Raw genomic sequence first — 23026 nt, forward strand, 5'->3', positions numbered from 1 at the left:
CTCCTTCGTGTGCGGATCGGGTCGTGCGGGTGCGGGACGGCGATCCGCCCGCGCCAGGTGGGCGCGGGCGGATCGGCCGGATCAGGCCTGGAAGCGCGGGAAGGCGCTGCGGCCGGCGTAGACCGCGGCGGCGCCGAGGTCCTGCTCGATGCGGAGGAGCTGGTTGTACTTCGCGACGCGCTCGCTGCGGGCGGGGGCGCCGGTCTTGATCTGGCCCGCGTCCACCGCGACCGCGAGGTCGGCGATGGTCGTGTCCTCGGTCTCGCCGGAGCGGTGCGAGAGCACGGTGGTGTAACCGCTGCGCTGCGCGAGGCTGACCGCGTCGAGCGTCTCGGTGAGCGTGCCGATCTGGTTGACCTTGACGAGGATCGAGTTGGCCACGCCGCGCGTGATGCCGTCGGCGAGGCGCTTCGGGTTGGTGACGAAGAGGTCGTCGCCGACGATCTGCACCTTCGCGCCCAGCTCGGCGGTGAAGTGGTCGTAGCCGGCCCAGTCGTCCTCGTCCAGCGGGTCCTCGATGGTGATGAGGGGGTAGGACGCGACGAGGTCGGCGAAGTACGCGGTGAGGTGCGCGGCGTCGACCTTCTGGCCCTCGAACGTGTACGCGCCGTCGGAGTAGAACTCGCTCGATGCGACGTCGAGGCCGAGCGCGATCTGCTTGCCCGCGGTGAAGCCCGCGGCGTCGATGGCCTCCATCAGCAGGTCGAGCGCGGCGCGGTTGCTGTCGAGGTTCGGCGCGAAGCCGCCCTCGTCGCCGAGGCCGGTGGAGAGGCCCTTCTTCTTCAGCAGGCTCTTGAGCGCGTGGTACGTCTCGACGCCCCAGCGCAGGCCCTCGGAGAAGGTGGACGCGCCGACGGGCAGGAGCATGAACTCCTGGATGTCGACGTTGGTGTCCGCGTGCGAGCCGCCGTTGATGACGTTGAGCATGGGGACGGGCAGCGTGTGCGCGTTCGGGCCGCCGAGGTAGCGGTAGAGGGGCAGCTCGGCCGAGTCGGCCGCGGCCTTCGCGACGGCGAGGGAGACGCCGAGGAGCGCGTTGGCGCCGAGGCGGGACTTGTTCTCGGTGCCGTCGAGCTCGATCATCGTGGCGTCGATGATGCGCTGGTCCGCGGCGTCGAGGTCCTGGATGGCCGGGCCGATCTCGTCGACGACGGCGGCGACGGCCTTCTGGACGCCCTTGCCCAGGTAGCGGCCCGCGTCGCCGTCGCGCAGCTCGTACGCCTCGAAGGCACCGGTGGATGCGCCGGACGGGACGGCGGCGCGGGTGAACGTGCCGTCCTCCAGGAGCACCTCGACCTCGACGGTCGGGTTGCCCCGGGAGTCGAGGATCTCGCGTGCGTTGACTGCTTCGATGGCTGCCACGGAATGGTCTCCTTGCGTTGCGGTGAGGGGGTGGGAAGTCGGGTCCATCCTAGCCGCGGGGTCTTTCCGGGCCGCGGGCGGCGAGGCCCGCGCGCAGGTGTCGCGCAGGTGACGGATCAGCCGCGCGGGCCGCCGTCGAGCGGTCGCTCCTGGAGGGAGGCGGCATCCGCCGTGCCGGCGTCCACGGACGCGAACGTACGGAATCCCTGCTGCTTGAGCGCCTCGAGGAGCGGCGCCACGTTCTTGGGTCGCGGCTCCAGGCGCACGCGCCGGCCGGATGCGACGAGCTCGGCCTTGAGGCGCGCGAGCGCGGCGACCGGCGTGCGCCGATCGTGCACCAGCGCGATGGCGTCGGCGTCCTCCGCCGCGGGCAGCACGGCCAGGTCGACGATGCGCTCGAAGCCGATGGAGAAGCCGGCCGCGGGGACGTCCTGGCCGAGGAAGCGGCCGATCATGCCGTCGTAGCGGCCGCCGCCGCCGACCGAGCTGCCGGACGCCGGGTGCGCGATCTCGAAGATCGTGCCCGTGTAGTAGCCCATGCCGCGGACGAGGGTCGGGTCGAACCGGAGCGTGACGCCGTCGGGCAGGCCGACGAGCGCGTCCGCGAGGGTCTCGAGGTCGGCGACCGCGTCGGGGTCGACGCCGTCGGGCAGGATCCCGGTGATCGCCTCGGCCGTGAGCGGCACGCCGCCGTCGGCGAGCGCGGGCTCGATGCGCTCGAGGATCCCGCCGAGCACCGCCGCCGCGTCGGCCCCGCCCTCGGCGAGCTCCGCGACGACGCCCGCGGCGCCGATCTTGTCGAGCTTGTCGATGCTGATGAGCGCCTGCGCCTGGCGCTCCGCCGCGAACCCGCAGGAGTCGAGGATCCCGGCGAGGATGCGCCTGTCGTTCACGCGGATGGTGCAGCCCGTGAGGCCGAGCGCGGCGAGCGTGGCCGCGGTCGCGGAGATCAGCTCGACCTCGGCCAGCTGCCCGGCCTCGCCGATGATGTCGATGTCGCACTGCATGAACTGGCGGTAGCGGCCCTTCTGCGGGCGCTCGGCACGCCAGACGGGCGCGGCCTGGATCGACCGGAAGACGCCCGGTAGCTCCGCGCGGTGCGAGGCGTAGAAGCGCGCGAGCGGCACCGTGAGGTCGAAGCGGAGCCCGAGGTCGGAGAGCGCGAGCACGTCGCCGGCGTCGGCCGCGGCGTGCAGGTCGTCGCCCGAGAGGCCGCGCTTCAGCACCGAGTAGGCGAGCTTCTCGTTGTCGCCGCCGAGGCCCGCGTGCAGCCGTCCGGACTCCTCCACGACGGGCGTCTCGATCTCGTCGAAGCCGTGCGCGCGGTAGGTGCGGCGGATGATCGCGAGCGCCTGCTCGCGGCGGGCCTTCTCGGCGGGCAGGAAGTCGCGCATGCCGCGGGGCGGCGTGATCTGCTGGGGCATCCCCCGATTCTGTCAGGCGGCGGGCGGCGTCCCCGCCCCGGGCGCACCGGGCGCCTCCGGACGCGCGGCGAGGTCGAGCCACGGCTGGATGCGCGGGGTGAACGCGTCGATGAGCGCCTCGAAGCCGCGCATGGCCCGGTCGCGGTCGCCCGAGATCACGAAGTCGAACTGGAGGCCGTAGGACCCGGCCTGCAGGAGGTCGGCCGTGTCGAGGGCGACCTCCTCCGGGACGCCGTGGGCGCGCATCCACTCGAGCCCGAACCGGCGCCACGCGGAGACGCTCGCGATGGCGTGCGGCCGGACCACGCCGTCGCGCGTGCGGAGGAGGGCGGCCTCGAACTCGAGGCGCTGGAAGTCGCGGTTCACGTCGGTGAGGCGCCAGCTCCACGCTCGGGTCGCCCACTCGCGCAGCTCGTCGGGCCGGATCCGCCGGGGGTCGCCCTCCACCATCTCCGCCTGGCGGTGGTCGATGGCGTCCATCGCGGCCTCGAGCAGACGCTCCTTGGATCCGAAGTGGTAGACGAGCACGAAGGTGCTCTCGCCGAGCACGTCGGCGAGGCCGCGGAAGGTCACCGACTGGAGCGGATGCGCGCGGAGGTGGTCGAGGATGTGGGCCAGCAGGTCCTGGCGGCGATGAGGATCCGGGGCTGCCACGACTCACCATAACAACCGTGATGGACGTGCGGCGAAGGCCGTTACCGTGTGATCGCCCAGGTCTGTCCGCCGTCTCCTTCGGGTGGAGGCGACGGACGTGGCCGCTCGGGATCGGGTAAATCCCGGGCGATGCCCCCGCGGGCCGGAGCTCGCCTCAGGCGGTCCGGCCCGCGCCGGGGACCGCGTCGTCGGCGTCGATCCCGCTGTCGCCCGCACGCGGCTCCGCCCCCTGGGTCTCCGCCGCCTGGATCTCCGCCGCCTGGATCTCCGCGGTCAGCGACCGCAGCGTCGTCCGCAGCGCGCGCTCCGCGTCGAGGCCGCGCGACCTCGCCGAGACCACGACCGCGAGCAGCAGCCGGCCGAGGTCGTCCTCGTCGTCGACCGGGATCGCGGCCGGGGCGTCCGCCTCCAGCAGGCCGACGCGCTCCGCCCGGCCGAGCAGCTTGTCGGCGAGCGCGAGGGACGGCATGCCCATCGGGATCCCGTCGACGACGCTCGTGCGCGCCGACTTCTCACGGTCCTTGGCGGCGCCCCAGACGCGCAGGACCTCCTCGACGGTGTCGGCGCGCTCGTCGCCGAAGACGTGCGGGTGGCGGCGCACCATCTTCTCCGTCGCGGTGCGGGCGACGTCCGCGAGGTCGAAGCCCTCGCCCTCGGTGCGCGCGATGTCGGCGTGGAAGACGACCTGGAGCAGCACGTCGGCGAGCTCCTCGCGCATGCCGGGCACGTCGTCGGTCTCGATGGCCTCGACGAGCTCGTGGCTCTCCTCGAGCAGGTACGGCACGAGGGTCCGGTGCGTCATCTGCCGGTTCCAGACGCAGCCGTCGGGGGCCCGGAGGACGGCCATCGCGGCGGCGAGCTCCGCGACGGCGGCGGACGCGGCCTCGGATCCCGATGCGGCGGCGGACGCGGACGGGGACGCGGGCTCGCTCATCCCGCCATCCTCGCACCGGGCCGCCGGTAGGCTGAGGGTCGGTGTGCCGGGAAGTCTGGTCGGCGGCGGGTGACCGTCTCCCCCTCCATCGACCCCGGAAGGCCCCCATGACCTCCCTCATCCGCTCCGAGCGCGTCGCCGCCGGGCTCCTCCTGCTCGCCGCCGTCGTCGGCCTCGTCGTCGCGAACACGCCGGCCGGGCCCGGCCTCCTCGCCTGGGCCGACGGGCACCTCGCCCTCCCCGCGATCGGCGTCGACCTGTCGCTCCGGCACTGGGTCAGCGACGGCCTGCTCGTCGTCTTCTTCTTCATCGTCGCGGTCGAGCTCAAGCACGAGTTCCTGGCCGGCGGGTTGAACAGCGTCTCGCGCGCCCTCGTGCCCGCCATCGCGGCGGTCGGCGGCGTCGTGGTGCCCGCGCTCGTCTACCTCGCGATCACGGCGGGCAGCGGGCTCGAGCGCGGCTGGCCCGTGCCCACCGCGACCGACATCGCCTTCGCGCTCGGCGTCCTCGCGGTGTTCGGGCGCGGGCTGCCCGCCGCCGTCCGCGTGTTCCTCCTCGCGCTCGCGGTGCTCGACGACCTCATCGCCATCGGGATCATCGCGGTCTTCTTCACGACAGACCTCGACCTGGGCGCGCTCGCCATCGCGGTCGCGGGCGTCGTGCTGTTCGCGGTGGTCGGGCGCCTCGGCGTCGGGCGGACGGGCGCCGCCCGGATCGCCGTGGTCGCGCTGCTGGTGCTCGTCGCGCTCGTGACGTGGTGGGCGACGCTCTCCTCCGGGATCCACGCGACCATCGCCGGCGTCGCACTCGGCTTCGCGCTCCCCCGCCTCTCCGGGCTCCGCGCCGCGCACGCGCTGGAGCCCGCCTCCAACGGGATCGTCCTGCCGCTGTTCGCGTTCTCCGCCGCGCTCGTCGCGATCCCCGCGATCGGCCTCGCGGAGCTCGCGCCCGCGTTCTGGGGCATCGCGCTCGCGCTGCCGCTCGGCAAGCTCGTGGGGATCACCGCGGGCGGGCTGCTCGGCGCGTGGGTCGCGCGCCGCCGCGGATCCGCCGGCGGACTCGCGGTGCCGGATCTCGTGACCGTGTCGCTCCTCGGCGGCATCGGCTTCACGGTGTCGCTGCTGATGAGCGAGCTCGCGTTCGCGGGCCTCGACGACGTGCGCGACGAGGGCACGCTCGCGGTGCTGCTGGGATCCGGCGTCGCGATCGTCGCGGCGGCCGTCACGCTGTCGATCCGCAGCCGCCGGGCACGCCGCGCCGGCGCCGCCGCTGATGACGACGACGCGACGCGGGACGACTTCCCGGCCCACGCGGACGGCGGACCGGCCCGCGCCTAGGCGCCGACCGGACCGCGGCCGGCTCACGCCTTCGGCGCGGACTCCTTCGCGGCCGGCGCCTGCTCCACCGTGAAGACGGCGTCGAGCAGCTGGCGCACCCAGTCCACCAGCTCGGCGTCGGGCAGCGGCTCGCCGTCGCGCTTGGGCAGCGGCACCGTGACGGCGTTGGTCTGCGCGAACAGCTTGCTGCCCGGGTACATGCGCTGCAGGCGCACCTGCTTGCTGTCGGCGAGGTCGGCCGGCGCGATGCGCAGGTTCGGCCCCATCGCGACGACCTCGCTGAGCCCGGCCCGCTGCGCCACACGACGCAGGCGCGAGACCCGCACGAGGTTGTCGACCTCGACGGGCGGCTCCCCGTACCGGTCGGACAGCTCCTCGATGACCCGGTCGATCTGGTCGTCGGTCGCCGTGGGCGACGCCGCGGTGGACAGCTTCTGGTACGCCTCGAGGCGCAGTCGCTCGCTGTCGACGTACTCCTCGGGGATGTGCGCGTCCACCGGCAGCTCGAGCCGCAGCTCGGTCTGGCCCTCGGCGACGTCGCCGCGGAAGGTCGACACGGCCTCGCCGATCATGCGGAGGTAGAGGTCGAAGCCCACGCCCTGGATGTGGCCGGACTGCTCGCCGCCCAGGAGGTTGCCCGCGCCGCGGATCTCGAGGTCCTTGAGCGCGACCTGCATGCCGGATCCCAGCTCGTTGTTCGCCGCGATGGTGGACAGCCGGTCGTGCGCCGTCTCGGACAGCGGCTTGTCGGCGTCGTAGAGGAAGTACGCGTAGGCGCGCTCCCGCCCGCGACCGACGCGCCCGCGGAGCTGGTGCAGCTGGCTGAGCCCGTACTTGTCGGCCCGGTCGATGATGAGCGTGTTCGCGTTCGCGATGTCGAGGCCGGTCTCGATGATGGTGGTCGACACGAGCACGTCGAACTTCCGCTCCCAGAAGTCGACGATGACCTGCTCGAGCATCGCCTCGCTCATCTTGCCGTGCGCCACGGCGACGCGCGCCTCGGGCACCAGCTCGGCCAGCTCCGACGCGACCCGGTTGATGCTCGACACGCGGTTGTGCACGAAGAACACCTGGCCCTCGCGCAGCAGCTCGCGCCTGATGGCGGCGGCGATCTGCTTCTCGCTGTTCGGCCCCACGAAGGTGAGGATGGGGTGCCGGTCCTCCGGCGGCGTCGCGAGCGTCGACATCTCGCGGATGCCCGTGACCGCCATCTCGAGCGTGCGCGGGATCGGCGTGGCCGACATCGCGAGGATGTCGACGTTGGCCTTGAGCTTCTTCAGCGCGTCCTTGTGCTCGACGCCGAACCGCTGCTCCTCGTCGATGATGACGAGCCCCACGTCCTTGAACGCGATGTTGCCCGTGAGCAGCCGGTGGGTGCCGATGACGACGTCGACCGACCCGTCCTCGAGGCCCTTGACGGTCTCGCGCGACTCCTTCTCCGACTGGAAGCGGCTGAGCTGGCGCAGGTGCACGGGGAACCCGGCGAAGCGCTCCGAGAAGGTCTCGAAGTGCTGCTTCACGAGGAGCGTCGTGGGCACGAGCATCACGACCTGCTTGCCGTCCTGCACGGCCTTGAAGGCGGCGCGCACGGCGATCTCGGTCTTGCCGAAGCCGACGTCGCCCGAGACCAGGCGGTCCATGGGGATGGGGCTCTCCATGTCGCGCTTGACCTCGTCGATGACCGTGAGCTGGTCCGGCGTCTCCATGAAGGGGAACGCCTCCTCCAGCTCGCGCTGCCACGGGGTGTCCGGCGGGAAGGAGTGCCCGCGCGACGCCATGCGCGCGGAGTACAGCTTCACGAGCTCGACCGCGATGTCGCGGACGGCCCGGCGCGCCTTGCCCTTCGCCGCGGCCCAGTCGCTGCCGCCCATCTTGCTGAGGGCGGGCTCCTCCCCGCCGACGTAGCGGCTGAGCAGGTCGAGCTGGTCGGTGGGCACGAAGAGCTTGTCGCCCGGGTAGCCGCGCTTCGAGGGCGCGTACTCGATGACGAGGTACTCGCGGCGGGTCTTCACGGCGTTGCGGCCGCCGGAGGAGACCTCGCGCTGCGTGAGCTCGACGAACCTGCCGATGCCGTGCGTGGTGTGCACGACGTGGTCGCCGGGCTTGAGCTGCAGCGGATCCACCACGTTCTTGCGCCGCGTGGCGAGCTTCTTGACCTGGCGGCTGTCGTAGCCGGCCGCGCGCCCGTAGAACTCGCTCTCGGTGAGGAGGGCGAGCTTGACCTCGGGCATCTCGAAGCCCGCGTCGATGGCGGAGCGCAGCAGGTAGGCGATGCCCGGCTCGGGCTCGGCCGGGAACTCCTCGACCACGCGCGCGGGGACGCCCGCCTCGCGGAGCACGGTGTCGGCGCGCTCGACCAGGCCGGATCCCTGGGCCACGACGCCCACGCTCCAGCCGTCGGCGAGGCGCTGGCGCACGTGCTCGATGGCGCCGTCGGCGTTGCCCGCGAAGCTCGGCACGGGATCCGCCTGGATGCGCACGGTCATGACCTCGTCGATCCCGAGGTCCTCTGGCAGCACGTCGGTGGCCTGGAATCCCGACAGGGTCCACCAGCGGCGCGGGCCGCGGGCGTCGCGCAGGCGGCCGAGCGAGAGGAAGTCGCCGGACGCGAGGTCGATGGGCGCCTGCGCTCCCGCGGTGGCGGCGTTCCACGCGGCGTCGAGGAACTCGCGGTTGGTGTCGGCGAGGCTCTGCGCGCGGGTGGAGACGCGCTCGGGCGAGACCACGGCGATGGCCGCGTCCACCGGCAGGTAGTGGGTGACGGGGACGAGCCTGTCGACGAGGGCCGGAGCCAGCGACTCCATGCCCTCCACCGGGATGCCCTCGGCGATCTTCGCGAGCATCTGCTGGAGGTTCGGGAACTCGTGCTGCATCTCGCGGGCGCGCTGGCGCACGGGCGCGCTCAGCAGCAGCTCGCGGCTCGGCGGCAGCTCGACCGAGGTGATCTCCTCCTCGAGCGAGCGCTGGTCGGCGACCGCGAACGGCCGCATCTGGTCGACCTCGTCGCCGAAGAACTCGACGCGCACGGGGTGGTCGGAGACGGGCGGGAAGACGTCGAGGATGCCGCCGCGCACCGCGAACTCGCCGCGGCGCGTGACCATGTCGACGCGCGAGTACGCGAGGTCGACGAGCCGGACGGCCAGCTCGGAGAGGTCGTGCCCGCGGCTGCCGGTGGCGAGCTGCACGGGCGCGAGCTCGGTGAGGTTGTCCGCCACGGGCTGGAGGGCCGCGCGCACCGACGCGACGATGACGAGCGGGCGCACCTGCTCGGCGGGCACCTCGCGGGCCCCCTGGCCGAGCGCGGCGTGCCACTGCTCCATGCGGCGCAGCGCGTGGATCCGCTTGCCCACGATCTCCGCGCTCGGGCTGAGCCGCTCGTGCGGCAGCGTCTCCCAGGCCGGGAACTCGAGGATCTCGGCGTCCGGCAGCACCGCGTCGAGGCTGCGGCGCATCCCCTCGGACTCCCGACCGGTGGCGGTGACGACGAGCAGGCACCCCGGGATGCCGCGCTGGATGCGCTGGCGCAGGAGCCCCGCGAGCAGCGGCCCCTGGAGCCCCTCGGTGAGGGAGAAGTCGGCGTCGCGGGAGGCCGATGCGAGGGCGTCGTCGAACGTGGAGGCGCGCGAGAGCGCCGGGATCAAGCCCTGGAGGATCACCAGATGATCGTACGCGCCGCCACCGACGCGCTCGCCGTCGTCCGCCGAGGGCGGACGCGGGACGCGCGGGCCGGGCCGGCCGCGCGGATCAGGACGCGGCGGTGTGGAACCGCAGCTGCGCCGCGATGAGGCCGTCGGAGGCGATCATCTCGATGGCGTCGGCCGCGTCCTCCAGCACGTTGGGCAGCACCTGCCGCTCCGTGGAGGAGAAGGGCTTGAGCACGAAGTCGGCGGCGTCCTGGCGGCCGGGCGGGCGGCCGATGCCGATGCGCACGCGCGTGAAGTCGCCCGTGCCCGCGGAGGAGATGATGTCGCGTATCCCGTTGTGGCCCCCGTGCCCGCCGCCCTGCTTGAGCTTCATCGAGTCGAACGGGATGTCGAGCTCGTCGTGCGCGACGACGAGCTGCGCGGGCTCGAGCGAGAAGTACTTGAGGAGGTTCGCGACCGGCCCCCCGGACAGGTTCATGAACGAGCTCGGCTTCGCGAGGATGAGCTTCGGCCCGCCGGGGACGGCGCGCCCCTCCGCGACCTGCGCGTTGGAGCGGTGCGAGCGGAACGTGGCGCGCATCCGGTCGGCGAGCACGTCGAGCGCCATCTGGCCCACGTTGTGCCGCGTGCCCGCGTACTGCGGGCCGGGGTTGCCGAGGCCGACCACGAGCAGGGTCCGGTCGTCCACGTGCGCTCTCCTCGTCCGTCGATCGCATCCGGGGCGGATGCGCGGAGCCCGCCGGCCGCTGCCGGTGTCCCGGACGGCGGCCGACGGGCTCCGTGGTGCTGTCGTGCTGGTGGTGCGTGCGCGACCGGGGCCGCGGCAGGTGCTACTTGTCGTCGCCCGACTGGGCGCCGGTGGCACCGTCGTCGGTGACCGCGACGTCCGCGTCGCCCTCGGCCACGACGTCCTCGTCGACCGCGTCGGTCGTGAGGTCGAGCTGGGGCACGGAGATCGCGAGCACGAGGGTCTCGGGGTCGGTGACGAGCGTCGCGCCGGCGGGCAGGTCGACCTGGCCGGCCGTGATCTGCGTGCCCTCCTCGAAGCCCTCGATGGAGACGACGAAGCGCTCCGGGATGTGGGTGGCCTCGACGTCGACCGTGATGGACGTGTACTCGAGGTTGTGGATCGTGCCGGGGTAGGACTCGCCCTCGACGTGGATCGGGACCTCGACCTCGACGCGCTCGCCCTGGCGGACGACGATGAGGTCGACGTGCTCGATGATCTGGCGCACGGGGTCCTTCTGGACGTCCTTCACCAGCACCAGCTGGGGCGTGCCCGCGATGTCGAGCGTGATGATCTGGTTGGCCTTGCGGATGATGAGCATGAGCTCGTGGCCCGGCAGCGTGACGTGCTGCGGGTCGGTGCCGTGGCCGTAGATGACCGCGGGGATCTTGCCGATCGCGCGGATCTTGCGGGCCGCGCCCTTGCCGAACTGCGTGCGCAGCTCCGCGGAGAGGTTGTTGTCAACCATGGTGTCGCTCCAATTGCGGCCCGTGAGGGCTCGCGTCGTGTGTCTGTCGTCTGCTCGAACGCTTGCGCGTGAGGAATGAGGTGCGAGCCCCGTCCACCGCGTCGATAACGGACCGCCGCCGCGCTCGCGCGCGGCCCCTGCGATCCCTCGCCGAAGTTCAACCCCCGATGCTACCGGACGGAGGGGTCCCCGGTCGACGCGTCGGGTGAGTTCGATGCGTCCGGTGCGGCCGCCGGCGACGGGGATCCCGGCGCGGGCGGCGTGGACTGGCCGACCCGGAGGCGCAGGCCGTCGTGCACGCCGTCGACGACGTCCTCGAACGCGACCGGCGCACCCAGCGTGGCCGAGACGTAGACGCTCACCACGGTCGCGAGCGACAGGAAGGCGTCGTCGACCGTGACCCCGGCCGGCCGGCCCGACCGCAGGGCGTCGGCGATGTCGTCGTACTGGCGGTAGTGGCCCTCGAGGTAGGTGTTGTCGAGGCGCGGCGAGCGCGGCAGGTCCGCGGCGTGGATCTCGAGCTCGGCGTCGTTGCGCACGTCGGCCTGGGCGGGCACTCCCGACTCGGGCGCCGCGTGGAAGTAGGTGAGGGATCCGGCCTCGATGACGGCGGATCCGCGCGTGCCCTGCACCTGCACGCGGGTGTCGAGGCCCGGGTACCCGGCGGTGGTCGCCTGCAGCGTCGCGAGGGCGCCGGAGGCGAAGCGGATCACGGCGACCGCGACGTCCTCGACCTCGATGCCGTCGTGCGCGAGCAGCGCCGTCTGCGCGTACACCTCGACCGGGCGGCCGAGGTAGGAGACGAGGAGGTCGAGCGTGTGCACGCCCTGGTTCATGAGCGCGCCGCCGCCGTCGAGGTCCCACGTGCCGCGCCAGTGGCCGGAGTCGTAGAAGCCCTGGCTGCGCCACCACGGCGCGCTGGCGACGGCGGAGGTGAGGCGGCCGAGGCGGCCCGAGCGCACGGCCCGGTCGACGACGACGCTCGACGGGTTGAAGCGGTGCTGGCTGATGACGGTCGAGAGGATCCCCCGCCCGGCGGCCTCGCGCGCGAGCTCGGCGATGCGGCGGCCGCGCGCCAGGTCGACGTCGAGCGGCTTCTCGATGACGACGTGGAGGCCGGCGGCGAGGGCCTCCTCGGCGAGGCCGATGTGCAGTCCGCTGGGCGTGCAGATGACGACGAGCTCGGCGGCGTCCTCCCTGATCATGTCGCCGAGGTGCGCGAAGACGCGCGGGCGGTCGGCGCGCAGCTCGTCGACCACCACGTCGGCGAGCTCGTCGGCGGTGGCGGCCGTGACGTCGACGAGCGCGGCGACGCGGAACTCGGGGTGCTCGGCGAGCACGCGCGCGTGATGCGTGCCGATGACGCCGCAGCCGACGATCGCGACGCGGATGGGCTCGTGGACGGCGGCGGCGGGCGCGCCCTCGGCGCCGGCGGACGGTGCCGCGTCGGCGCGATGCACGTCCGCGCGCGGCACGTCCGCGTCGGACCGCGCCTCCCGGACGACCGCGGGGACGTCCGCCTCGGGCACCGCGGCGGCGGGCTCGGTCGCGGTGGCCGGCGCGTCGTCGACCCGGCCGGGCGACGCCGTGCGTCCTCCCGGCAGCAGCTCGCGGACGGCCGCGTCGGCGAGCGCGACGGGATCGTCGGTGATGTCGAGGGTGATGCCCTGCTCGTCGTCCCCGAGCGGCTCGAGCGTGCGCAGCTGCGACGCGAGCAGGCTCGACGGCATGAAGTGGCCCTCGCGGGAGCCCAGGCGCTCGGCCAGCAGCTCGTGGTCGCCGGCCAGGTGCACGAAGACGGCGTCGGGCGCGGCGGCGCGGAGGATGTCGCGGTAGGAGCGCTTCAGCGCGCTGCACGCGACGACGGGTCCGCCCTCGGGGCGCCCGGCGAGCGCGCGGCCGACCTCCTCCAGCCAGGGCCGGCGGTCGTCGTCGTCGAGCGCGTGGCCCTCGGCCATCTTGCGGCGGTTGGCCTCCGGGTGGAGGTCGTCGCCGTCGATGAAGGGGATGCCCGCATCCTGCGCGAGCAGCTCGCCCACCGTCGACTTCCCGGATCCGGAGACCCCCATCACGATCACGGGCGGGAACGGGCGGACGGCGTCGATGCGGATCACTCCCTGCGGTTCGGTGAGGAACTCGTGCGGCGCGACCGTGTGGGTGCGCTCGTCCATCCTACGAGACGCTCCCCGACGCCCCGCTGACGGTCGGGGGCCCGGGCGTAGCCTGATGGCGACTGTCGACAAGGAGGCATCAGATGTCAGATGACCAGCAGGCCACGGCGAACATCGGGGTGGTGGGGCTCGCGGTGATGGGGTCGAACCTCGCCCGCAACCTCGCCAGCCGCGAGGGCAACACGGTCGCGGTGTACAACCGCACGACCCAGAAGACCACCGACCTCGTCGAGGAGCACCCCGAGGCGGGCTTCGTCGCCGCGACCTCGATCGAGGAGTTCGCTGCGTCGCTGCAGCGCCCCCGCACCGCGATCATCATGGTCAAGGCCGGGCGCGGCACCGACGCCGTCATCGAGCAGCTGACCGAGGCGTTCGAGGAGGGCGACATCATCGTCGACGGCGGCAACGCGCTGTTCACCGACACGATCCGCCGCGAGAAGGAGGTCCGTGCGAAGGGCCTCCACTTCGTCGGAGCCGGCATCTCCGGCGGCGAGGAGGGCGCGCTCAAGGGCCCCAGCATCATGCCCGGCGGCACGGCCGAGGCGTACGAGACGCTCGGCCCGATCCTCGAGTCGATCGCCGCGGTCGCGGAGGGCAAGCCCTGCGTGACCCACATCGGCACCGACGGTGCCGGCCACTTCGTGAAGATGATCCACAACGGCATCGAGTACGCCGACATGCAGCTCATCGCGGAGTCCTTCGACCTGCTGCGCCGCGTCGGCGGCCACGAGCCGGACGCCATCGCGGACGTGTTCGAGGAGTGGAACGGGGGCGACCTCGAGTCGTACCTCATCGAGATCACCGCCGAGGTGCTCCGCCAGAAGGACGCCGCCACGGGCAAGCCGCTCGTCGACGTCATCGTCGACCAGGCCGGATCCAAGGGCACGGGCGTCTGGACCGTGCAGAACTCGGTGGGCCTCGGCGTGCCGGTGGGCGGGATCGCGGAGGCCGTGTTCGCGCGCGCCGTGTCGTCGAAGCCCGAGCAGCGGAAGGCCGTGCAGGCGACGATCACGAGCCGTCCGGAGATCCAGTCGGGCGGCGACACCTTCGAGGACGACGTCCGCGCCGCGCTCTACGCGAGCAAGGTCGTCGCGTACGCGCAGGGCTTCGACGCGATCATCGCGGGCGCGAAGGAGTACGGCTGGGACATCGACAAGGGCAAGGTCGCGGAGATCTGGCGCGGCGGCTGCATCATCCGCGCGCAGTTCCTCAACCGCATCGTGGAGGCGTACGAGAAGGACTCCGGCCTCGCGACGCTCCTCGAGGACCCGTACTTCGCCAAGGCCGTCGCCGACGGCGAGCAGGCCTGGCGCCGGGTCGTCTCGGTCGCGGCGCTGTCGGGGATCCCGGTGCCCGGCTTCGCGTCGGCGCTCAGCTACTACGACTCGCTCGCCTCCGAGCGCCTGCCCGCCGCCCTCGTGCAGGGCCAGCGCGACTTCTTCGGCGCGCACACGTACCACCGCACCGACAAGGAGGGCACCTTCCACACGCTGTGGTCGGGCGACCGCTCCGAGGTCGAGGCGGAGGACACGCACTAGCGTCCGCCGACCGTCGCCGACGCCCCGCCGCCCCTCGTGGGCGGCGGGGCGTCTGTCACACTGGGGCGGATGGACGAGGACGAGCACCCCGAGCTCGCGGGCTACGAGCCGCACCGCCCGCGGAGCCTGCGCAGCAAGCGCACGCTCGTCGTGATGCGCGTGGTCGTCGTGGTCGGCATCGTGAGCCTGCTGCTCCCCGGCGTCGTCACCATGGTGCGCGTGGGCGCGAGCACGGCCGACATGGCCTGCGCCGACTTCGTCGCGTACGAGCGACCCGACTCCCCCTCCTACGAGGTGCGGTTCCAGCTGTTCGGACCCGGCGTGATGGGGTACGAGTGCTACACGAAGTACGCCTTCGGCGGCGATGAGCACATCGTGTCGCTCGGGCTCATCCCCTCGGGCCGCGTCGCGCGCGAGGTCGTCGAGCGGAACTCCCGGGACTGATCCCCCGGTCGCCCGAGCCGCCGGCCCGGACCGCGGTGCTCGGGACTAGGCCGCGCCGTCGAACATGCTCGTGACGGATCCGTCGTCGAAGACCTCGTGGATCGCGCGGGCCAGCAGCGGCGCGATGGGCAGCACCGTGAGCTTGTCCCAGCGCTTGTCCTCGGGGATCGGCAGCGTGTCGGTGACCACGACCGAGTCGATGTGCGGGCTGTCCAGGATCTGCGTGGCCGGGTCGGAGAAGACCGCGTGCGTTGCCGCGACGACGACGCCCGTGGCGCCGTTCTTCTTCAGGGCCTCGGCGGCGGAGACGATGGTGCGGCCGGTGTCGATCAGGTCGTCCACCAGGAGGCACACGCGGCCGGCGACGTCGCCGACGATCTCGTGGACGGTGACCTGGTTGTGCACCTTCGGGTCGCGGCGCTTGTGGATGATGGCGAGCGGCGCGCCGAGCTTGTCGCTCCAGATGTCGGCGACGCGCACGCGACCCATGTCGGGCGAGACGACCGTGAGCGTCTTGGAGTCGAGCACGGAGCGCATGTGCTCGAGGAGCACGGGCATCGCGAAGAGGTGGTCGACGGGGCCGTCGAAGAAGCCCTGGATCTGCGCGGCGTGCAGGTCGACCGACATGATGCGGTCGGCGCCGGCGGCCTTGAAGAGGTCGGCGACGAGGCGGGCGGAGATCGGCTCGCGGCCGCGGCCCTTCTTGTCCTGCCGGGCGTAGGGGTAGAACGGGGCGACCACGGTGATCCGCTTGGCCGAGGCCCGCTTCATCGCGTCGACCATGATGAGCTGCTCCATGAGCCACTCGTTGATGGGCGCGGTGTGCGACTGGATGACGAACGCATCGCTGCCGCGGACGCTCTCGTCGTAGCGGATGTAGAGCTCGCCGTTGGCGAAGGTCCGCGCGTCGGTGTGCACGAGGGTCGTCTCGAGCTCCTCGGCGATCTGCTCGGCGAGCTCGGGGTGCGCGCGACCGGTGACGATCACGAGCCGCTTCTCTCCGGCGGTCTTGATTGCGGACACGGGACTCCGTCTCGTCAGTGCTGCTCGGTGTGCTCGGTCCCGGACGGATCGTCCTGGTGCCCCTCGGCCGCCTCGACGGCGGCCCGGGCCTCGGGGGTGCCCGGTCGCTTCGCCTCGGTCCAGCCGACCATGTTGCGTTGCGGCACCACCGAGATGCCGAGTGCGCCGGGCGGCACGTCCTTGCGGATGACGGCACCGGCACCCGTGTAGGAGCCGGTACCGATCCTAACCGGTGCGACGAGGACGTTCCGCGAGCCGAGGTGCACGTGGTCGCCCACCTCGGTGCGGTGCTTCGTGTGCCCGTCGTAGTTCGCGAAGACCGCGCCGGCGCCGATGTTGGTGTGCTCGCCGATGGTCGCGTCGCCCACGTAGCTGAGGTGCGGGACCTTGCTGCCCACGCCGATCTCCACGTTCTTCGTCTCGACGTAGGCGCCGATCTTGCCGTCGTCGCCGAGGCGCGTGCCGGGTCGCAGGAAGGAGAACGGGCCGACCGTCGCGCGGGCGCCGATGACGGCCAGCTCCGCGTCGGTGCGGCGGACGGTCGCGTCCTCGCCGACCTCGGTGTCGCGGAGGGTCGTGTCCGGGCCGACCGTCGCGCCCGCGGCGACCGTGGACGCACCGAGGATCTGCGTGCCCGGGAGGACGGTGACGTCGGCGGCGAGCGTCGCCTTGACGTCGATCCAGGTGGTGCGCGGATCCTGGATCGTCACGCCCGCGAGCTGCCAGCGGCGGATGATGCGCGCGTTCAGCTCGGTGGCCGCGGCCGTGAGCTGGACGCGGTCGTTGATGCCGGCGACGAGCCAGCTGTCGCGCACCGGCAGGCCCTCGATGGCTCCGCCCGCGCGGCGGATCACGTCGGCCGCGTCGGTGAGGTACTTCTCGCGCTGGGCGTTGTCGGTGCCGATGGCGCCGAGGGTCTGGCGGAGCGCCTCGGCGTCGAACACGTAGACGCCCGCGTTGACCTCGTCGATGCGGAGCTGCTCGCCGGTCGCGTCCTTCTGCTCGACGATGGCCTCGAACGCGCCGTCCTGGCCGCGGATGATGCGGCCGTTGCCGGTCGGGTCGTCGAGGCGCGCGGTGAGGAGCGTGAGGTCGTTGCGCGCCTGGCGGTGCGCGGAGACGAGCGAACGGAGCGTGGCCGCGTCGAGCAGGGGCACGTCGCCCGAGAGCACGACGACCTGGCCGGTGAAGCCGTCGGGCAGGGCCGTGATGCCCACCTCCACCGCGCGGCCGGTGCCCGGGATCTCGTCCTGGTCGACCACGAGGGCCTGCGGCGACAGCGCGCGCACGACCTCGACGACCTGGTCGCGATCGTGGCGCACGACCGTGACGATGTGGCGCGCGCCGAGCTCCTCCGCGGTCGCGAGCACGTGGCCGACGAGCGGCAGGCCGGCGAGCGGGTGCAGGACCTTGGGCAGGCGGGAGCGCATGCGGGTGCCCTGGCCGGCGGCGAGGATCACGACCGCGATGGAGGGGCTGCGCGGCTCGCCGTCGACGTCGAGCTCGCCCGTGACTATGGGGATCTCGCGGGTCGTCGGCGTGATGTCTGAGTCGGTCATGGCGATCTCCTGATCTGCGTTGCGTCTCTCCGGCGCGGCCGGCGGGCGTCGCGAGGTGTTCGGTCTGGTCGCGGATGCCACTGGTGGTAAGGATCTCGGATCCGAGCGGTCACGGGCGTTCCGCGGCTTTGGGATCCTGCTCCACGGCCTGGTCTGCACCCTATGGGGAAGCGCCTCGCAGCTCCCGCTTGACAAGCAGCCGGAGACGCCTCACATGGTGCCCGAGGCTCAAGGCCAGCTTGCTTCGGTCCTGGCGCCTGACCGCGCGCTCAAAAGGTTACGCGAATCAGCGTGAGTCTGAAGCCGCAGCAGGACACATCTCAGGGCTGGGGTCCGAGGGCGTGTATCCGAGGGTGACAGACCCCTCGATGACGACGAAGGCCGCGGCCATGACTCCGGCCACCTTGCCTCTGAAGTCGAGGAAATTCTTCCCCGGATCCGACATCAAGTGCGCGACAGCGCGCGCTGCGCTAGCGAGCAGCGAAACGATACTCACGGAGAGTACAAGGATGGCGAGCCCAGTGGCCGGCCTCCCACACGTTCCGAACGTCACGTCGTGCGCGTTCCAAGCTCCGATGGCGAGCACTACACCGCTTATGAGCACCGCGAAGAGGGCCGCCAAACCAAGGTGCTGACCCTCGGGCTCTCGACTCCCTTTGCGTACCCGCACCCCGGGCACACAGGCGGCAGATTCTGCTCGTGCAGGATCACCCTCGCTTTTCACATTGCTGAGAGTACCTCATTCCCACGGGCGGCATGGGCGAGAACACGGTGGACAGTCGCGTCCTGTTTACATTCAGTTGGGCGCACCTTATGGTGCTGCTCGGCAACCTACCTGCAGAGCAGCTACACGACGCGTGGCGGCCGTCACGACAGACAGCCCTTAAGTCCGGCATTCAGGCCGCTGCGCAGCTTTTGGTCGACAAATTGAACGACAGCGACGAAGCCCGCTTCTTCAAGAACTGATTGGCACTGGCCTTGGCGCTCGAACGAGCTGAGGACGCTCCTGTTCGTCGGAGTGGGTTGGCGGCAGGCGATGTCATCGAGTACCCGGTCGTTACGCGGCTCGTTCCTGGAATACAGAGCCGGGATGAGCTGCGTATAGAGCACGACGAATGGTTGACCCGATAGCGCAGGCCTGCCGCATGCAGGAGTCACCGGACGGCGAGTTCCGGTTTGGTGTCGCGGCCCTTGTTATTCTGCATCGAACGACGTGTGCCGTCCATCGTCGCCCAAGAAATCTGTTCTCCACTCGTCACTCGAGCATCTCTCCGAAGTCAGTCGGCGTCGATGATCTGCCCGTAGTCGACATCGGAACGCTTGGCACGGAAGCCGACACGGCTGAGCGACTTTGTTGACGTCGGCATAACGATCGAGAAGAGCGTCGCCACATCCTTAGCTTCGGCAGGTCCCTCAATCTCTGACGTCTTCCGGCTGAGGGCCGAGCCGTCAGGTCTGATCACGTCGTCGGCGAAAGTGAACAGGATCGCTCCGCGGCCCTTCTCTCGTCGCAGTGAATTGGCCTCCGGTCCGGTAGGCCCTTCCTTCGATGCCCCCGCGATGAACTCGACGGCATGACGCTGGCGAGCAGAGCTTCCGGAGAATCCTCGACGATCACCACGCCTCTTGCGCTGAAGAATCTGCACACGTCGTCCCGTGACGTCGTGAAGCTGCTCGCCGGCGACCGACAGCTCGGGGAAGATGAGGGCGAAGTCATCGAGCTGTCCGACCTCGACGGCCCGTTTGATGAACGCGACCGTGGGCTTGAATGAGTAGCCGTCCGCCCAGGTGAACTTGTCAAGCACCTCGGCGACTTCGCCCGCGGGGACGATGGCCACTCGAGCCGTGTAGCTGCGCGCCAAATCCGTCAGAAGGTCTACCGCTTCGCCCCGCTCATCAAGCCACGGGGTAACAAGTCCGAAGTGGCGTGCGTTGGCGGCTCCGGTTCCTCTATCAGCGTGCATAGGAAAGTCGCGCGTCTTGCCGGGGCTTCCCTCGACAGCGATTTCGGTGTTGTACATTTTGTTCCCGGAGGTCGGCCGGAGCCACGGAAGCTGCTGGAACACGAGAGGCGGGACGTCGATCGGCCGCATTGCCGGTCGCCCGGTCACGGGGTCCACCTCCGAGAACTCGTCAAGCTGGTCGCGGAATGCCTCCTCGTCCTGCACCATCGCGGTGAAGGCGTCGTACAGGTCGTAGCTCTTGCCGCGAGAGTCCGTGACGTCACGCGCAATATACAGCCGAACGAGGTCGCGGTAGCCGGGCCGGTAGCCGAACCAGCGCCCCATCTGCATGAAAGTGTCGGCGGCCATGGCGCGACGCTTGAAGTAGGTAACGGTGAGACCTTCGACGGTGAAGCCGCGGCTGAGCTTGGTGCCGCCGACCATGATGCGCCAGTAGTCCTTGGTCGTAAAGTCCATTGCGTCGTAGTCGCTCTCTTTGGAGCCGTTCACGACGACGACGGGGTTGTTGTCCGACATGACCTTGCCGACCGCTTCACCGATGTATTCGGCGAGGTCCTCGAACGCCATAGGAAGCTTGACACCCCAGCCGCGTGCTCGGTGCACTGGGGCGAAGTCGGTCTCGTAGAGCTCGCGCAGCCTGGCCTTCGCCTCCGGCGAGCGATAGCTGGCCTCCGCCCACACCTGACGGATCAGCGTCGCGAGGGTGCTGTGCGCGGCCTGTGTTACTTCCTCGTGTACGAGCATCGTGTGGTGGCGGAACTTCAGGTCCGGATTCTGCGTCTGCCGCCACAGTTTGATAGCGCCGGTGAGAACGAAGGCGTCGAGAGCCTGCCGGATCTCGGTCATCTCGGCCGCCGATCCCGGTGCGGCGAGGAGGTTGCGCACGTGCGCCTCCTCGTTGGAGTTCGCAGCGGTCGCTTCCTCATCCGGCTGCAGGGGTTCGAGGTCGTGGAACATTGTACCGCCCATGTAGTCGGCCGAGGCCTTGAGCCTCACGATGAAATCTCGCGGGAAGATGTCGATCTCGTCATCCGGCTCGACGAACACGTTCGCAAACGGCGTGGCCGTGTAGCCGACGTATTGAGCCCGCGGCATGGTATCCAGAATGTTCGAGATCAGCTTGTTGATCGCGGTCCTGTCCTTCTCCTCGTCCGCGCGCCGGGCCTTTTTAGAGTTATTCTTGGTGTTGACCGACGCTTGGTCCGCTTCGTCGTCGATCAGAAGCACGGGAATCTCATCGAGGCGCGTCCTGACGTTCTTCAGATCAGTGAGGAGCTTGGTGAGTACAGACTTGTTCTTTTTGACCACTGCAATGCGCACGTTCGTGCCGAAGAGGTTGTCGGGGTGGTTCACCGGCTTGCTCACGTCGACGAGCTCGGCGGCCGAGCGGAAGTCGAGCGTGTCCAGACCTTGCTTCAACGCCTTGTAGTCGCCGCTCGCCGTGGTGAGGCGTTTGATCGAGGGAATGTCCCGGCGCGCGTTGACATCGATGTCGTGTCGGAGGAACTTGCCGGCGAGCCAGTCCGTGTCGCCGCTGCCAGCGTAGTCGACGTCGCGAACGGCGTTGACGTCGTTCTTGTCGTGGCCGCCGAGGATGTTCTCCTCGCCGATCAGCTCCATGTCCAGGCGCCGTTGGGTCTGTCCGCGCAGAAGTTCGATCGTGCCGGTCAGCACGATGACGAGCCGGTAGCCAGCGTCGATGGACTTCGCGATCATGCCGGTGAAGTTGGCGGTCTTGCCGCTCTGCACGTAGCCGACGACGAGGCCGCGCGAAGAATAGGCGGCTGCGGCGGCGGGGTCGACGAGCCGGCTGACGATTGTCGAGGCGGACGCGTCGACCTCGGCGATCGCCTCGGGCTTCCACTTCTTGCCTTCTAGTACGCCCTTGTAGGCCTTCCAATAGAAGTCACGTTCCTGGCGGCCCGTCGTGTACCAGGGGTCCCACCGCTCGCTCGTGATGACGGAGTCCACGAGCGCCTGGCTCGGGAACGCCTCATCGACACGGGTGCGCGCAGCATCGCTTAACTTCAGTAGGTCGTATATCCTCTGGCGTCGGGTGGCGGATCCGACCGCGGCGCCATCCGGCCACGCGGCCCCCTCCGCCACGTCCCATTGCGCGAGCGCGATGTGTGCCGCGTACCGCGCGGGGTCGTTCACGCCAGCCTCGACGATGAAGGAGACCACCGAGGCCTCATCGACGGCGTCGTGGCCGCCTTCCTCGACGTCGAGATTCACGCGTGGGAGCAGGGCCTTCGGCCCCGACTTCTCCATTGCGTTGAAGGCGGACTGGATCGCGCTCGCGAGTGCGCCCGGCTCTACAGTGCTCATGCCTCTCCCTCGCAGAAGCCGTTCAACGGTGCGGGTGCATCGGTGAAGGGAAAATCGGTGACATTGAGACGATATGAGACGTCGCCGACATGCACCGGCTGAGGTACCACTGCATCCAGGCGTGGGCGCGTGATCGCTGGGAAGCGTTCATCGACAAGGAAGGCCCTCGGGCGGCTGCGGTACTGGAATCGCAGAGCGTAGAGGTCGCGTGCCTCATCCCGCCAGCCAGCTGATTCCAAGCGGTCGTCGAGGGTCCGAGAACTGTGGCCAATACTGGAGCGCACCTCGTCCACCAGCTGCGGAAGGGTGAAGCCGTCTTGGCCGCGCCCCGCGAGGGTGAGCTGGATCGAGACCAGATACAGCGGGCGGCCCGGCGAGGGCATCAGCTGGGTCTCGGAGCCGATCACGTGCAACCGCGAATCGGACCTGGTGGTCTTTACCTCCGCCTCGAAGTCATCGAAACCGAAGTCGTGCTCCCCGGACTCGGGGCCCAGCCAGGCGCCGACGGCAGCATCCTCGCCGATCACGTCGATCACGTGCCGCAGCAGGAGCAGTTCACCGAGGAAGCCAGCCTCCTTCTCGTCCGTCAGGCGGCGGCGCCTGCTGAGGAGGTCCTTCAGTGCTTCGAGCGTTTCGCAGAGCGCGTGACGCAGCGTTGCTCCATGCTGCATCTGGTCGACGACGGACTCCGCAAGCGTGTACGCCTCGTACCGCATGCCTGCCGCGTCGATGTCAATGCGGAACCACTTCCCCGAACGGCCGGGGAGGACCGTCGCGGCAACAGAGATTCGCTCAAAAGCGGAGACATCGGGCACCTCACCCCGCGTCGGCACGTACAGGCTGATCTGCTGAGCGTGAGGATCGATATCGAGGAAGGCATCGATCTTCGCGCTCAACCGGAACCGAGCTGGCGCCGCCGCCCGGAAATACACGTCTACTGTCTCCGGCGTCAGATGCTGAACGACTTTCTCCGTCAGGCCGCCGACCATAGATCCCCCCTGCTCGTCCGCCGTGCTGCTTCTCCGGGCCGATGCACCGCTCGAGCAACGAGGGCACCGTGCAGCGCACCCGCCGAGCCTAGCCGGGTCGAGGGGAGCGCCTGCTCCCCCCATTTTGGGGAGAACGCCGGTACTTGATCCGAGGGATCCCGGTCGCTGAGTGTCCGACGA

At 70.6% G+C, this 23026-nt stretch carries 16 protein-coding genes; 4 read left to right on the top strand and 12 right to left on the bottom strand.

Annotation, left to right across the window (positions count from 1 at the left end):
* Positions 1-81: 81 nt before the first annotated feature.
* The 4 genes from eno to K0V08_RS07180 all read right to left on the bottom strand — a co-directional run bounded on the left by eno (position 82) and on the right by K0V08_RS07180 (position 4374).
* Positions 82-1362 carry a phosphopyruvate hydratase gene (gene eno / locus K0V08_RS07165; protein ID WP_012038953.1) on the bottom strand — a complete coding sequence of 427 codons (1281 nt, stop codon included), beginning with the start codon at positions 1360-1362 and terminating at the stop codon, positions 82-84.
* A 116-nt stretch (positions 1363-1478) separates the two neighbouring features.
* Positions 1479-2786, bottom strand: a complete 1308-nt coding sequence (hisS, locus tag K0V08_RS07170; RefSeq protein ID WP_079534384.1) for a histidine--tRNA ligase — start codon at positions 2784-2786, stop codon at positions 1479-1481.
* Positions 2787-2798: 12 nt separating this feature from the next.
* On the bottom strand, positions 2799-3440 hold the full coding sequence (locus K0V08_RS07175) for a TetR/AcrR family transcriptional regulator (protein WP_079534382.1): 642 nt from the start codon (positions 3438-3440) through the stop codon (positions 2799-2801).
* Positions 3441-3594: 154 nt separating this feature from the next.
* A complete protein-coding gene (locus K0V08_RS07180; RefSeq protein ID WP_079534380.1) occupies positions 3595-4374 on the bottom strand; it encodes a nucleoside triphosphate pyrophosphohydrolase in 780 nt (259 codons plus the stop codon).
* A gap of 107 nt (positions 4375-4481) precedes the next feature.
* Between K0V08_RS07180 and K0V08_RS07185 the strand changes: the two genes are divergently transcribed.
* Positions 4482-5711 (top strand): Na+/H+ antiporter NhaA, encoded by a 1230-nt coding sequence (locus K0V08_RS07185; protein ID WP_079534378.1) that lies wholly within the window; start codon positions 4482-4484, stop codon positions 5709-5711.
* A gap of 23 nt (positions 5712-5734) precedes the next feature.
* Here K0V08_RS07185 and mfd read toward each other — a convergent pair whose 3' ends face one another.
* From mfd to K0V08_RS07205, 4 genes are all read right to left on the bottom strand, one after another.
* On the bottom strand, positions 5735-9367 hold the full coding sequence (mfd, locus tag K0V08_RS07190; protein ID WP_012038958.1) for a transcription-repair coupling factor: 3633 nt from the start codon (positions 9365-9367) through the stop codon (positions 5735-5737).
* An 88-nt stretch (positions 9368-9455) separates the two neighbouring features.
* Positions 9456-10043, bottom strand: a complete 588-nt coding sequence (gene pth, locus K0V08_RS07195; protein ID WP_012038959.1) for an aminoacyl-tRNA hydrolase — start codon at positions 10041-10043, stop codon at positions 9456-9458.
* A gap of 142 nt (positions 10044-10185) precedes the next feature.
* Positions 10186-10830 carry a 50S ribosomal protein L25/general stress protein Ctc gene (locus K0V08_RS07200; RefSeq protein ID WP_012038960.1) on the bottom strand — a complete coding sequence of 215 codons (645 nt, stop codon included), beginning with the start codon at positions 10828-10830 and terminating at the stop codon, positions 10186-10188.
* 170 nt (positions 10831-11000) lie between these two features.
* Positions 11001-13001, bottom strand: coding sequence for a gluconokinase, GntK/IdnK-type (locus K0V08_RS07205; RefSeq protein WP_079534376.1), 2001 nt, complete (start codon positions 12999-13001; stop codon positions 11001-11003).
* An 83-nt stretch (positions 13002-13084) separates the two neighbouring features.
* Between K0V08_RS07205 and gndA the strand changes: the two genes are divergently transcribed.
* Together gndA and K0V08_RS07215 are read left to right on the top strand one after the other, a co-directional pair.
* Entirely contained in the window at positions 13085-14539 is a 1455-nt protein-coding gene (gene gndA / locus K0V08_RS07210) for an NADP-dependent phosphogluconate dehydrogenase (RefSeq protein ID WP_079534374.1), read from the top strand.
* 69 nt (positions 14540-14608) lie between these two features.
* Entirely contained in the window at positions 14609-14983 is a 375-nt protein-coding gene (locus K0V08_RS07215) for a hypothetical protein (protein WP_079534372.1), read from the top strand.
* Between the two features lie 45 nt (positions 14984-15028).
* On the opposite strand, the gene K0V08_RS07220 is transcribed toward K0V08_RS07215, so the two are convergent.
* Together K0V08_RS07220 and glmU are read right to left on the bottom strand one after the other, a co-directional pair.
* On the bottom strand, positions 15029-16006 hold the full coding sequence (locus K0V08_RS07220) for a ribose-phosphate diphosphokinase (RefSeq protein WP_012038964.1): 978 nt from the start codon (positions 16004-16006) through the stop codon (positions 15029-15031).
* Positions 16007-16020: 14 nt separating this feature from the next.
* Positions 16021-17565 carry a bifunctional UDP-N-acetylglucosamine diphosphorylase/glucosamine-1-phosphate N-acetyltransferase GlmU gene (gene glmU, locus K0V08_RS07225; RefSeq protein WP_079534370.1) on the bottom strand — a complete coding sequence of 515 codons (1545 nt, stop codon included), beginning with the start codon at positions 17563-17565 and terminating at the stop codon, positions 16021-16023.
* A gap of 756 nt (positions 17566-18321) precedes the next feature.
* Here glmU and K0V08_RS07230 point away from each other — a divergent pair.
* Positions 18322-18531, top strand: a complete 210-nt coding sequence (locus K0V08_RS07230) for a hypothetical protein (RefSeq protein WP_079534366.1) — start codon at positions 18322-18324, stop codon at positions 18529-18531.
* A gap of 311 nt (positions 18532-18842) precedes the next feature.
* Here K0V08_RS07230 and K0V08_RS07235 read toward each other — a convergent pair whose 3' ends face one another.
* Positions 18843-21857, bottom strand: a complete 3015-nt coding sequence (locus tag K0V08_RS07235) for a Z1 domain-containing protein (protein ID WP_086503503.1) — start codon at positions 21855-21857, stop codon at positions 18843-18845.
* A complete protein-coding gene (locus tag K0V08_RS07240) occupies positions 21854-22846 on the bottom strand; it encodes a PD-(D/E)XK motif protein (RefSeq protein ID WP_158219000.1) in 993 nt (330 codons plus the stop codon). Before K0V08_RS07240 ends, K0V08_RS07235 begins: the two co-directional genes overlap by 4 nt.
* Between the last annotated feature and the right edge of the window lie 180 nt (positions 22847-23026).

The organism is Clavibacter michiganensis (genome assembly GCF_021216655.1).
GTDB classification, from domain to species: domain Bacteria; phylum Actinomycetota; class Actinomycetes; order Actinomycetales; family Microbacteriaceae; genus Clavibacter; species Clavibacter michiganensis.

What these genes read in the sequence shown, in the direction of transcription:
- hisS (WP_079534384.1), bottom strand. Translation starts at nt 2,786, where the DNA reads ATGCCCCAGCAGATCACGCCGCCCCGCGGCATGCGCGACTTCCTGCCC.
- K0V08_RS07180 (WP_079534380.1), bottom strand. Translation starts at nt 4,374, where the DNA reads ATGAGCGAGCCCGCGTCCCCGTCCGCGTCCGCCGCCGCATCGGGATCC.
- K0V08_RS07185 (WP_079534378.1), top strand. Translation starts at nt 4,482, where the DNA reads ATGACCTCCCTCATCCGCTCCGAGCGCGTCGCCGCCGGGCTCCTCCTG.
- K0V08_RS07200 (WP_012038960.1), bottom strand. Translation starts at nt 10,830, where the DNA reads ATGGTTGACAACAACCTCTCCGCGGAGCTGCGCACGCAGTTCGGCAAG.
- K0V08_RS07205 (WP_079534376.1), bottom strand. Translation starts at nt 13,001, where the DNA reads ATGGACGAGCGCACCCACACGGTCGCGCCGCACGAGTTCCTCACCGAA.
- gndA (WP_079534374.1), top strand. Translation starts at nt 13,085, where the DNA reads ATGTCAGATGACCAGCAGGCCACGGCGAACATCGGGGTGGTGGGGCTC.
- K0V08_RS07215 (WP_079534372.1), top strand. Translation starts at nt 14,609, where the DNA reads ATGGACGAGGACGAGCACCCCGAGCTCGCGGGCTACGAGCCGCACCGC.
- glmU (WP_079534370.1), bottom strand. Translation starts at nt 17,565, where the DNA reads ATGACCGACTCAGACATCACGCCGACGACCCGCGAGATCCCCATAGTC.
- K0V08_RS07230 (WP_079534366.1), top strand. Translation starts at nt 18,322, where the DNA reads ATGGGCGAGAACACGGTGGACAGTCGCGTCCTGTTTACATTCAGTTGG.
- K0V08_RS07235 (WP_086503503.1), bottom strand. Translation starts at nt 21,857, where the DNA reads ATGAGCACTGTAGAGCCGGGCGCACTCGCGAGCGCGATCCAGTCCGCC.
- K0V08_RS07240 (WP_158219000.1), bottom strand. Translation starts at nt 22,846, where the DNA reads ATGGTCGGCGGCCTGACGGAGAAAGTCGTTCAGCATCTGACGCCGGAG.